The sequence below is a fragment of the Nitrospira sp. T9 genome, assembly GCF_052156535.1.
In the GTDB taxonomy this organism is placed as follows: Bacteria; Nitrospirota; Nitrospiria; order Nitrospirales; family UBA8639; genus Nitrospira_E.
Genome location: NZ_JBQKUP010000043.1, coordinates 1 through 12,494 on the forward strand (window position 1 = coordinate 1; position 12,494 = coordinate 12,494).

The window sequence follows — 12,494 nt, forward strand, 5'->3', positions numbered from 1 at the left end:
TACGACCCTCCACCTCTATGCTCGGACCTTTCCGGCCGGGACGATCACTCTCGGGGGCAATGCCAGCGGGGGGAGTGGCAGTATGTATTCCGTCATCGTTCAACCAGCAGAGGGTCCCGCTCCCGATATCACGCCTCCGACTACCAATGTGCTTTGGCGCAATGCGAGTAGTGGTGAAGTGGCTATTTGGCGGATGAATGGGCTGACCATTACGTCGGTCGGTTTCCCTGGAAGTACTTCCACGGAATGGAAAATTAAGCAGGTGGGAGATATGAATGGTGATGGTGAAGGCGACATCCTTTGGCAGAACACCATAAGTGGAGTGGTGGGTATTTGGCTTATGAAGGAGGGGACAATACAATCGTCCGGCTTTCTCGGTGGTGTTTCAGCCGAATGGGTGGTTAAGGGGATCGGTGATATCAATGGGGATGGCAAAGCGGATGTGATCTGGCGCAATCGGGATAGTGGAATGGTGACTGTCTGGTTTATGGATGGACTGTCAATTCGCTCTGTCGGCCTCCTTGGGGGCACTCCAACAGTGTGGGAAATAAAGCAAGTGGGTGATATCAATGGCGATGAGAGGGCAGACCTGGTTTGGCAGAATCGGACGAATGGCACAGTGGCGGTCTGGTTAATGAATGGGTTAACCATTACCTCGGTGGGATTTCCCGCAAGCACTTCGCTGGATTGGGAAATTCAACTACTTGGAGATGTCAATGGGGACAGTAAAAGGGATGTGATCTGGCGCAATAAGAAAAGTGGTATGGTGTCGGTGTGGCTAATGGACGGGGCAAAGACACCCTTGTCGGGTTTTATAGGAGGCATACCTCTCGAATGGGAAATTAGGCAGGTGAGTGATGCGGATGGAGATGGTAGGGGAGATGTTATCTTGCAAAATCGGACGAATGGCAACGTGGCGGTGTGGCTGATGGATGGTTTGAAAATCGGTTCGGTGGGGTTTCCTGGCAGTACCCCGGTGAACTGGGAAATTCAAAAATAAGATGGGTGGGAAAAACATCACCAGTCGCCTCAGATTTCAAAAAGTGATTGGTCTGGGTTACATGCAGGGGTGAACGATGATACATCAAATTCAACGACAACTAGGGAGCGGACGCCACTTCTTCATGGTGTGTGGCGGAGTACTCCTGGGCACCAGTCTATGCGGCCTGCCGGATATGGCATTGGCCTCTGATCGGCAGATTCCGCTTCATGTCGATTCCGGACGAATGACTGGTCAGTTGCACCAGGTATCTCTGCGGACAGTCCTTGGTCAGTTGCAAAAACAATTGGGCCTTGACTATGTGGCACCGGATGCAGAAATGGAGAAAGTCATTTCGGTTAGGTTACAGAATGAACCTTTGCACAGGGCACTCTCGAAGATCCTGGTTCAGTGGGACTATGCCTTTACATTGAATGCAGCTGGAAAAATCACCACACTCCATGTGATGGCTAAGGTCTCACCAGAAGCATCCCTAGCAGATAAGAGGATTAAAAGCCCTGGACGGGAACCTTCCGGGCAAAAGATTAGTGCAGTCCCAAAAAACGGGTTAGCAGGCTATGGGTTAAATAGGGAGCGTGAAAATCAGAGGAATAAGAATATGTCCAGATCTGAACGGCAATATCATGGGAAGCGAAGGTCCGGTGGACAGGTGTTCGCCATAAGGAATGTTCCTATGGAGATTCGTCCACCTGCACATGGAGCTTCCATGCCAATTTCCCCAGCCAGTAGTAGGGACATGCCGATAACTCCGGCGGGAGGGAGTGAGCGCGCGATGAAGATCATTCCTCCGACCGCGTATCCTCCTATGAATATTCAACCCGTGCCGAAGCATATGCAACAAGAAATGCTTCTTCCCCTGAGCCCATAAAGTCGAACCAATAGCTCTCCCCACCGTCTTGTCACTTATTGACAGGACAGGCTCCTCTAAATTTATAAGGAGAAAGAACAGAACTATTCCGCAAGCATATTTAGCAGTGAGTTTGGTAGGGAATGATTCATACTAATTAGTGAGGACCTTTCCTGTTGGAAGATTCGTATGGCTAACGGCAGAGCCTGCTTTCTGCTTTCACCATGCCGACAGTCTGAACTTGAGTAGGGAGTCGTGTTGCTCTGGGTATTCCCCATTTTTCCTTTGCCTGCTCTCCCCTTCTTGAATGAAGTATTCTTTGAGAGAAGTCTTAATAATTCGGAAAAAGGTCCGCTTACCTCCTCCTCAGTATTCTCAGCTTGTCCAATCAGGAGTAGTCCTGCTGGATGGGCCATTCTGAACACGCCATCTTTTGATACTGGGTTGGATGAAAAATACGTTGTGCCTGCCCCTGGGAAGGTCATGGGGAAATTTGTTTGTGAGGAAGGAGGGAGATTCTATGTACTCAGGGAATGATGCTCACGAGCAACATGGCGGATGTCTGGTTGGATTGTGTTTGAGAAGAAGAGGTGTTCATTTGCTGGTTGTGTGCGATTTTGAGGCTGAGGGTTTGTTGCCGATGGTTCAGATGCAAGTAGTCCCTGACGTCTTTTTTAAATAACAGCGAAATGTCGTAGATTTGAGGGTCGGCTGAGGTATTAGTGCGTTGGTTGAGAACATATTGTCCGAGAATGGAAACATGCAATGAGTCATCCATTGCAAGATAGGCGTACCCGAGTTTAGCCGCAAGTGTGTCAGTACGAAGCGCATCAAATCGATTCAGGTTCCGGGCAAATTCAACTCCCGGGTTAAGCGTCGAAGTTGGGGAAACTCGGAAATTCGAGCCAAGCCTGGCAAAGAAGCGATCGTTTACCATGGTCCCGCGGGATTTGACTCGCCGAGTATATCCCCACTGGGGGGTGAGATCTACCGGTTCTAATAAATTCAAAGTGCCCCTCATCTTGGTTCCGATTTCTTCCTCTGATTCATTCTCCACAAAATCATTTTGAGACGTTTTATAGTATGAGGACCAATTGCCTTTGCCCGCTCCGTATAGGAACGACAGATTCGCCGAAATGGATTCTGTGGAAATGGCATCGGAGAGAGGCCCCTCGGGTCGAGTGAAGATGTCTGTCTGTTGCCGGGCATATCCAAGGGATAGGCTGGGCCAATTGGGAGCGGCCAAGAGCAATGAAAATTTTTGCTGGGTAGCGATGGTCTGGGCACGGGCAAGATCTCCCTCCAGATTACTGGTGAACCGGCTGAGTTCAATCTTAGGGGTAACGAGGGGAAGATTCCATTCCCACATTAGTCTTCCTCCTACCCGATCATTGGGTGTCGTAAATGAAGTGTTTCCGGCTTCCAGCCCAGAGAAGCCATATTGGGCCTGGTACTTCATACTGGCTGTGGTCCCTTTAAGGACGATTTGAGCTCCCATGCGGTTGGTCAAGGGCGTTGCGGAATTTTCCGTGACAAAGGGATCCCGATACACCATCTGAACTCCAGCGGACAGGGCTTCATGAAAAAGAGGAATGTCATTTGAAGCTTCATACAAACTGCTACCACCTTGGCTCGCCAGCGAGGGCATATCTCGAGCGTTCTGAAGGTTGAAAGGTTCACGTTTTTGGTTAAAGTTGAAACGAGTGAGAGCATATTCATCCTTGGATACAGTACAGGGTGTGCTTGGGGAGAAGAACGGTGAGGAACGTCCTAAAGAGGAATAGATTGGAGAACCACATGCTTTGGAAGGTGAATCTGTTCGCACACCTAGCCGGTCAATTTGCGGGATCGTATCCGCAGAAAAGGCCGAGCCGCTTGCAAACGGGAGAAGTAGACTTCCCATAACCAACCAGAGAACAGTCCGCACCATCACCTGCCCCCATCATTATGTTTTTTTCTCCTATCCTTATCGGTAAGCAACCCAGATGCCGTAGGGCAAAATGGGCAGAAATTTCCTCCAAAATTGGGGATATTCGTCAGAAGAAAAATAAAAGAGTTGATCTCATTACTAATATTTCAGATTGCAACAATTCTGGAGTTGGAAAAATTTTCCCATGTGCGGGAAACCTGAGTGAATCTGCGGGATTCCGGACACAGGTTCCCTGTGCTTTTATAACCACAAAGGAATTGTGGTGATACAGAAACGATATAAAGTAGAGGCAGATAGCGGACACCCCAAAAAATCGGTGAATCAGGTGTCTATCCCGCATGTGCAAACCCTGAAATAATCAAAAATCTGTATCCAAAAGTCACAAAGGATGTCCAAAACGATATAATGACGACCTCTGGCCATCAATTTTTTTACATTGGACAATCTGCGCAGCCGGCTCTTTAAGAGCCAATGGATTGGTATAATCCTAACGGGCAGGCCATTCGATAGAGACAATTTCTGGGTGTCGTTTGGACGAAAATTCGATAGATTAGAAATACAGGATAGGATTTGGCATCAGAGATGTGGTTAGTCTAAAGGTATTTTAATGTGTGAACGACCGCTGCATGTTCAAAACGTTATGACCCCCAAAATGGATGTGGGAAGTAGGGAATTCATATCTTTGCCAATTTTTATCTCATCAAGTGTGGGAGTTTGGCGAGAAGTTTGGGCATTATGAAAAGCCTCGTAATTCCGAAAGAATCGGGTCCCGTAATGATATTCAGTTTCTTGAGACTAATGAGTATGCTCATTTTGATGGGAAGATATATATTTTTAACTCCTCAAAGCCCCTGAGTTCTTGAACGAATGGGTGATAAAATGGAGGTATTGATGAAACGAATTAAGTATTTTTTATTTAACATAGGATTGGCGGCACTGTTGATAGGGGGAATGGCGGCCTTGTCCCAAGAGAGTCTTGCAACAGAAACGACTCAATATGCAAAAGCCACATTTGCCGGAGGCTGCTTCTGGTGCATGGAAGAGGTGTATGAAAAAGTTGATGGAGTGGTATCTGTAGTCTCCGGGTATACGGGAGGACACCTGTCCAATCCAACATATGAGCAAGTTTCGGCCGGAGGAACTGGGCATGCTGAAGCCGTTGAAGTGACTTACGATCCCACTAAGGTTACGTATCAAGGCCTGTTGGAGGTGTTTTGGCATAATGTTGACCCTACGACGCCGAATGCCCAGTTCTGTGATCATGGCAATCAATATCGAACCGCGATTTTTTACCTTGACGAAAAGCAAAAAATGGTAATCGACGAATCCAAGCTGGCAGTGGAGAGTTCCAAATCATTTCCACAACCAATCGTGACCGAGATTGTTCCGTTTTCGGTCTTCTACTCTGCTGAAGACTATCATCAGGATTTTTATAAAGAGAATCCCGTCCGGTACAAATTTTATAAATGGAATTGTGGACGTTCACAGCGCTTGGAAGAGTTATGGGGAAAGCCATAATCCTCCCTTAGGGCAGCAACCCCCTCCTTTCTGGCATATACATTATATAGTCTTGGTTTTGAAATGGTGGTAGACTTCTTTTTGTTCGCCAGTTCACGGGTAATTGGGGGAGTGGGATAAGGCAGCCAATATTTCTTTTTTTGTTGGTTCTAGAATGGAAAAGTTTCCGGAAATCTTGGACAAATCTATCCTGTCCGGAAAAAAGACAATCAAAGTGTTTATTAATTCACCCACTTTTCAGTAATGGTATTGCGGAAAAGAATGAGGAATGCCCCAAAACCGCATTAGCCCCTCCCTTTTGGCTGCTGGATAGCGATTCTTCAAGCCTCGGCACTGACAAATGACCAATTCATAACCGACATCCTCAGTTGTATCTGATATATTCCTTCCACTGGATGAAAAGACCAGATTGAATGACTCCTGCCTTACCACCGGAAGCATGAAAGACACTAGCAGTAGCCCAGAATCCGAAAGGGCAATTCTCTCTTCGCGGACCGGTCGGGTAATGTGTGTGTGGAGATGGGTGGGAGTGGTGCTCTCTCTGTTTATTTTGGGTTGTCAGATGCGAGAGGTGCAACCAACATTTAAGGATGAATGTGGGATTCTTCGTTCCAATGTTGATTGGTCCAATCGGATTAAGGTGTTGAATCTCTTAAGCCTGGCCTTTTCCCAAAAATGCGATGCCGCAATCATTGAGTATACGGAAGAAGCCCAATCTGGATTCCGCGATAAAACTTTTTCATTCTCTCGGGAAATGGCCGGAGTCTTTTTATCTGATGGGGTGCTTACGGAGTATGTGTTGGAATCGTATGAGCGGGCATATTTAAGCGTTTTGCTTGCCGCGAGTTATTTGAGGACCGGACATGTCGAGGATGCAAAAGTGGAATTACGGCGGTTGGACCATGAACTGTTCGCCCCGTTGTACAATTTTGGTGAAGACCCTGTCAATCTTGTGCTTTCCGCCGTGCTATGGGAAGTCCTTGGTGAACCAGGAGATGCTAGAACCGATTGGTTCAGGCTGGCGGAGCCCACCAGTTCTTTTCTTCTGCATGTGCCTCCTGCTCTTCAATCATTTGCCCAAAAGCAGGTGGTCAGACTGGATCAGGGGGCTCGTCCTACCCCCCAGTGGGAGATCTATGGGGTTGGTCGCTTTCCTGAGGTCGATTGGGATTTCAAATTGTTTGGCGCCCCCAATGGATACTTTGTGATTCATCCCAAACCGCCTTTTCAGGAGTTGTGTATTTCTGAAACGGGCCTACGTCTTTCAACGGAAAGTTGGTTTGCAAAAATCGCGCACAGGCATGATCATGCTTACCATCCTCTTTTGAACATTCAGAGTTGGATTCGTTTACCTGTCGGCGTGGTTTATGGGTTAGTGCCTTTTTCTCTTGGGGTCGGGGTGGCCGTTGGTGGATGTGCGGGGGCAGCGTCACTTGGAGGAAGAGGCAGTGGTGATTTGTGTGCCTTATCCATTCTGGGTGGTACGCAGTTAATGCAAGTTGCTCCCACAGTGTTTCAGAATACCGTACGTCCGGATTTACGTCATTGGGAGCTGCTCCCTGCAGCGATTGTTGTCACTCAGGAATCCGATGTGGGCTCTGAGCCCTGTGATAGTCATCAGGCTCGGTTGCACCATTTGGTGACTCGTGTTCCTGCCCCTCCTTTAAGTTCTTAGAAATAGAAATTTTCTTCAGAACCATTTTATTCCGACAGGATTGCCTCCTTCCGGGTTAGTGGTCCATGCCAATTTAAATAAAATGGATTAGGGCGATATTTATCCAATTGGTCATGAGGCCTACGGGAATTTTGATAGCCAATTGTCCGAAAGTACATCGCCCCAGAATAAAATGGTTTCTAAGGATTTTATCCATTTAGATACAATGTGTATCGAAAAAGGAGAATGTTATGAATAGCAAAGGATAAGGTGAAAAATCGACAAAGAAGAATACGCGTTGGATATTCCCTGGGTTTTTTCTTCACCCCCCGTGTATGTCATACTACATTATCATGGGAATAGGTCTTGCTTTATGAAAGGAATACCTTATGACATACACACCATTGGAAGATGCTCGACTGTTTCCTTTTAGGCAAAGCGGGTTAATTGGGTCTCTTCGACTTGGCCTGACTTTGTTGGTAATGGGGGTCATGATGATGGGGGCCAGCAAGGGGTGTGCAGAGGCCAAGCCTCCGGAAACCCTAGCTCCTGCACCACAAAGTATTGCGGTTTATGCTCTTTCTCGTGGAAAGGGCGTACCTGATCAGGCCATCGAGGTGTTAGCTCACTCTCGCACTCTTCTCAAGTCCGCCCAGGAACGCGGTGAGGTCCGGCGATTGGTTGAGCAACGTATTGGAATAGAAGGGGAGACGAGGCTCTGCGCGGAATTTTCTGATGGGGAATCGGCTCATTCAATTATTGAGCAGGTTCAACAGCTCGGCGAGGGAGTGGATTTGATCAACGTAAAAGTTGAACCCTGTCCCCCATGATCAGTTTCTATCCTCCATGAATCTTGTTTGGGGTAGACGCCATCAATTGGTTCCTCGGGTTTTCTTGTTGATCAGCAGGGAGGTTCATCATTACTTTCAAAGGAGTGGAATTATGAAAAATTGTCGATTTTTTCTCAATCAGACATTGACGGTGGTTGGAATGGTCATCGGATTGGCTGCCTGTTCCCAACTCCATACAACTCCACTTCCAGCTGTTGACAGTGGGCCCAAAAATTCCCCGGACCAGGGCAAGCAAATTTTGTCGGATAACGCAGAACGGAAACGAGACGAGTGGAAAAATAAAACCTTTGAGGAGTTTAAAGCCCAAACGTATAAGGAACCCTTTGAAGGTGGGAAATATATTGTGAACGGTGATACCCCCATTCTCAATGAAAAACTTCTACAGGAATTTTTTGAAACTCGAATAAAGGAGTCGAACAACTCTCGCGAGGGGGTTCGAACGAAATTAACCGTTCATCAAGTCAATGGTCAGGACGCCGTGTGGAATTCTATAGAAAAACGGCAACTGACCTACTGCGTTAGTAAAACATTTGGTGCGAATTATGAAAAAATGAAGTCCGACATGGAGGCGGCCGGAAATGCATGGGAGGCGGTGGCTGCTGTGGATTTCATTTATGTGGGGGGAGAGGATGATTCTTGCACGGCGTCTAATCCGAATGTGGTTTTTGATGTACGCCCGGTCAACGTGAATGGCCAATATCTGGCTCGAGCCTTTTTCCCGAATGAACAGCGGTCCTCACGAAATGTTTTGGTGGATAACAGTTCTTTTCAACTGGATCCAAATGGCAAACTGTCGCTACAAGGGATATTGCGACATGAATTAGGTCATACGATTGGATTCCGGCATGAGCATACCCGCCCGGATTCGGGTACCTGTTTTGAAGATAGTAATTGGCGGCCGTTAACCAGTTACGATGCCTTCTCGGTTATGCATTATCCGCAATGTAACGGTAAAGGAGATTGGACCCTGACCCTGACCAATATCGATAAAAATGGGGCAGCGTGTTTGTATGGCCCTGCGCAGGGATTCACCATTGATACCGCAATATGTCAGGGACCCGAGGAACCGGCGGGACCCATAGCCTGCGGACCCAAAACGGAAAATTTTGTCGGACAAAGTGTGGCCAAGAATGCAGAGAAAACCTATGGCCCCTTTATGGTGGTTCCGGGAACATTAGTGGAAGTGGTTATGCATGGAGAAGCCAATCCCGGTGACCCCGATCTCTATGTTCGGTTCAATCAGGATCCCACAACGACTGCCTATGATTGCCGTCCTTATCTCTCGGGTGCGGAAGAAAAGTGCGTCCTTGATGTGCCAACCAATGGGACTGCGGTCCATGTAAAAGTTCGGGGATATTCAGACGCGCATTTTAATCTTACCGTGACTCATACTCCTACACATTAATAGCGCAGCACATCTGATATCAGGGCAGAGAGGCTTTAGCCTCCCTGCCCTGATTCTGTTGAAACACTGGTGTAAAGACAAGTTCCGGATAAGTTAATGAGAGATTAACTGTGTTAGGGGGAGGATTGAGCACAGCGGAAGCCGATGTTCGCGGAACGTTCTTCTGGAATGGCACCCCCACGAGTCGCGGACCGCAACATGACCGGCCGACTTTTCCATGATCCGCCCCGTACAACCTTATAACGCCCTGATTTGGGCCCAGGCGGATTCCTTGCTGGCATGATGGGGTAATAATCTGGTCCCAGCCAATCATTAACCCATTCCGCGATATTACCAGCCAAATGCAATATTTTATAAATACTTTGTCCATCCTCGAAGCTATCCACCGTTGCAACCAGAGGAATTTCATGGACGTGGTATTGTCCGAATACGGCTAAGCCCGCTGTCGGGTCCATTTCCCCCCACGGAAAGATGCGGGCAGATTCACCTCTTGCCGCTTTCTCCCATTCAGCTTCCGACGGCAGTCGTTTGTCATGATGTTTGCAAAATGCTTTGGCTTCCTCCCATGTGATATAGAGGGCCGGCCAGGAAGCGAGTGCCTCATCAGGAATGAAATGCACACTAATGAGATGCCAGATGAGGCCCCGTAATTCATGAGAGACCGGCCTGTTGGTTGTGAGCAGAAATGCCAGATATTCGCTTAAGGTCCCTTCATAGCGATCCATGAGAAATCTATCCACCCAGATGTGACGTTGAGGAAATTCCGTGTCGTCATAGTGCATTTCAAGGCTATGTCGAAGATCGTCTCGCCGATTGGTTCCCATCAAAAATACTCCTTCGGGAATGGGAACTTGTGGGGAGGGTTTGGCCAAGCTGGCGATATGGGCGATATGCTCATCAACTTCGTCGGGAGGTAGGAGGGTCTCTCCGATTGCCAAACAGGAAGATCCCAAGAGAAGCCCTATGGAAAGGAAGGCCGTCAATAAAAGATAATGTAGGAGTCGAACTGCTGTGAACGGAAGGTAAAATGTGTGAAGCATGTTTCTAGTCGTGTATGTGAAGTCAAATGAGGGCAGTCTACGTGAAGGGCACTTTGGGAGCAAGCCGGAATAGCTGGAGATGCAACATGATAATAAAGTCGAGTCAATATTTAGGTACGAAAATCACCGGGTAAGGGGGTTAGGATAATGTGCGAAGTGAATCAGCTTGGCGCAGGGCATGTGTTATACGGGTATGCCAGAAATTGTAAGGCGAGCGGAAAAAAAAACGCCCACCGATACCGGAGTCAATATCCATACCCGTTTTTTAGGCTTCGCAATCTTGCCGAAGGCGCTGGTCTATGGACTCGTAACAAAAATGTATAACAAGGCTGGTACAAAAAGGAGATTTCTGTGAGTGCAGGTTCTATGGCAACGTTAAAATGTGCCTGGGTTGTCCGTATTAAATCTTGACATGAGGTTCGTGTATTTGACCTGTATTACGGGCATCACCTGAGTACACCTCAGTAGTCAGGGATTGAGTTGTGTCTGGTTTTTCTTTAAGGGCAGGAGCGGGAGGTGCATCTGTCATGACGTTGTCCAGGAACAATTGGCCGATCAGTTAAGGGTCCTAGCCGTCAATAATCATGTCAATCTATTAGGCAAAGCTTGTACCCTGCAAAACCTTGAAGGGCTTGTGGGATATGCGCAAAAGGAGAATTTACTGATTGTCACGGACGAGTTCTTGGCGAGGATGTTTGTGGAACGTTTAAACAATAAACTAACCATTAGGGTATTTGCGAGGGGAACATGATCAACCATATTTTCTGTTCTGCTTTTCGTATGGAGGAGTGTGTCTACTTGAAAATGTTCTGTGGTCTACTCATGGTAGGCACTCTAGGCGCATGCATGGGAGATAGGTATCAGCAGCAGGCGGATATCATTAAAGGCCATGTGGAAATGTTCTATGGCCATTTACAATCACATCAGGTTGAGCAGGCCATGTTTGAAAATGAACAGATTGAGGTCCTTGCGCTAAGAAGTGAAGAGCGCTTGCTCCGTCGTGTAGGCCAGATGAGGCAGGGTGAGAAAACGCAGGAATGGAGAATTATTAAAACGGCCAAAGAAACAGCTGCGGAAAATTGGTTAGCATTGGCCCGTTATTTTTCTGAAAACCAACAGTACAACAAAGCTCTGGGCACTTATCGACGGATTATTGAAACCTACCAAGGCCTAGCCAACCAATTTTATGTCGATCGTGCGAAAAAGGAATTGCGGGACGTGAAAGCCATCCTGGATCCTAGGGTTCTGCCTGTAGTCCCTGAAAGATAGTCTTGCCCGGCACTGGGTTTTCTTTTTAATTTTTTTCAATGGATGGAGGTATCTATTATCCCAGCTCTAGGGAGGAATAGAAAATTTCCTCTATTCTATATCCATTCAAAATTTTTATGAAGTCTAAGAATTAGGTTGGTGGTTCTGAGAAGACACAGGAGAATGCGGATTTATTGTGCATAAAAACTTTCTCCTCCTAGCGGTGGGCACCAAGCCTTTACAATTTGAACATTCTGAATTGTGCAGGGGGAAAAACTGGTGCAATATACTTGAGGAGCGACCGCAGTCATGTGTGATCCCACTTTGGATTCAGACGCAAAACCTTCAGGCCACGGAGCGATACCAAAGGCCCACTCTCCATCCAGGCTTCTCGTGTCTTCATAATACACGTTAAAGCCGATGAATCCCCTCCCAGATGTTGTGCAATAATTATTGTAGGGCGGTAATTGAATATCAACATGGAAAATGTAGCCATCTTCCACCCAGGAATCCCCAAACTCGATAGTTAGTTCATCAGCCCAGGCTGATGTTATCAGACTCAATGAACTAAGAAGGGTAAGAAAAATCCCACAACTCAAGATCAAATACTTCAGAGATATTGCGGTTTTCCTGTAAAAAATGTGAAGGAATGACAAGCCACGTAAATTCATTTGAATATCCTCTCACTGTTGTATTAATGGATTAGACAAACATATTCCATTCAACCGACATATGATGATATGTTTGCCAGTTTTCCCAACTATAACGATTATTTTTCAGATACCGTCAATACAGCAAACGAGGGGAAGGAGTCGGAAGCAATTTTTAAATAAAAGTGAGAGAGAAAAAGTGTATGGTGGCACTACTGTCCGGTTAACTGAGTCGCCTTTCGGCCTAAGCGCATGAATGAATTACATGTTTTGGCAAATTTGGATGGTGTCGACTTGAACGGCGACCCGCCTTCAGGTGATTGTCCCCCGGGTAACCCCCGGAGGATTCAC

9 protein-coding genes are annotated in these 12,494 nt (G+C 47.1%); 7 read left to right on the forward strand and 2 right to left on the reverse strand.

What is annotated here, in order from left to right; translation table 11 throughout:
* Both ACTRXD_RS20995 and ACTRXD_RS21000 read left to right on the forward strand, forming a co-directional pair.
* Nucleotides 1–1,000: FG-GAP repeat domain-containing protein (locus ACTRXD_RS20995; RefSeq protein WP_442433732.1), on the forward strand; the 1,000-nt coding region annotated here is incomplete at its 5' end.
* 76 nt (nucleotides 1,001–1,076) lie between these two features.
* The gene (locus ACTRXD_RS21000) at nucleotides 1,077–1,868 is read left to right on the forward strand and encodes a hypothetical protein (RefSeq protein ID WP_442433733.1); all 792 of its coding nucleotides are present in this window, start codon (nucleotides 1,077–1,079) and stop codon (nucleotides 1,866–1,868) included.
* Nucleotides 1,869–2,373: 505 nt separating this feature from the next.
* On the opposite strand, the gene ACTRXD_RS21005 is transcribed toward ACTRXD_RS21000, so the two are convergent.
* A complete protein-coding gene (locus ACTRXD_RS21005; RefSeq protein WP_442433734.1) occupies nucleotides 2,374–3,462 on the reverse strand; it encodes a hypothetical protein in 1,089 nt (362 codons plus the stop codon).
* A 1,206-nt stretch (nucleotides 3,463–4,668) separates the two neighbouring features.
* Here ACTRXD_RS21005 and msrA point away from each other — a divergent pair.
* The 4 genes from msrA (at nucleotide 4,669) to ACTRXD_RS21025 (ending at nucleotide 9,205) form a co-directional block, all read left to right on the forward strand.
* Nucleotides 4,669–5,295: a peptide-methionine (S)-S-oxide reductase MsrA gene (gene msrA / locus ACTRXD_RS21010; RefSeq protein WP_442433735.1), complete on the forward strand. Its 627-nt coding sequence runs from the start codon at nucleotides 4,669–4,671 to the stop codon at nucleotides 5,293–5,295.
* A gap of 511 nt (nucleotides 5,296–5,806) precedes the next feature.
* The gene (locus tag ACTRXD_RS21015) at nucleotides 5,807–6,970 is read left to right on the forward strand and encodes a hypothetical protein (RefSeq protein ID WP_442433736.1); all 1,164 of its coding nucleotides are present in this window, start codon (nucleotides 5,807–5,809) and stop codon (nucleotides 6,968–6,970) included.
* A gap of 368 nt (nucleotides 6,971–7,338) precedes the next feature.
* A complete protein-coding gene (locus tag ACTRXD_RS21020) occupies nucleotides 7,339–7,779 on the forward strand; it encodes a hypothetical protein (protein WP_442433737.1) in 441 nt (146 codons plus the stop codon).
* A gap of 112 nt (nucleotides 7,780–7,891) precedes the next feature.
* Nucleotides 7,892–9,205, forward strand: coding sequence for a matrixin family metalloprotease (locus tag ACTRXD_RS21025; RefSeq protein ID WP_442433738.1), 1,314 nt, complete (start codon nucleotides 7,892–7,894; stop codon nucleotides 9,203–9,205).
* Nucleotides 9,206–9,318: 113 nt separating this feature from the next.
* Here ACTRXD_RS21025 and ACTRXD_RS21030 read toward each other — a convergent pair whose 3' ends face one another.
* The gene (locus tag ACTRXD_RS21030; RefSeq protein ID WP_442433739.1) at nucleotides 9,319–10,245 is read right to left on the reverse strand and encodes a formylglycine-generating enzyme family protein; all 927 of its coding nucleotides are present in this window, start codon (nucleotides 10,243–10,245) and stop codon (nucleotides 9,319–9,321) included.
* Between the two features lie 747 nt (nucleotides 10,246–10,992).
* On the opposite strand from ACTRXD_RS21030, the gene ACTRXD_RS21035 reads away from it, so the two are divergent.
* On the forward strand, nucleotides 10,993–11,514 hold the full coding sequence (locus tag ACTRXD_RS21035) for a hypothetical protein (protein WP_442433740.1): 522 nt from the start codon (nucleotides 10,993–10,995) through the stop codon (nucleotides 11,512–11,514).
* Nucleotides 11,515–12,494 lie beyond the last annotated feature (980 nt).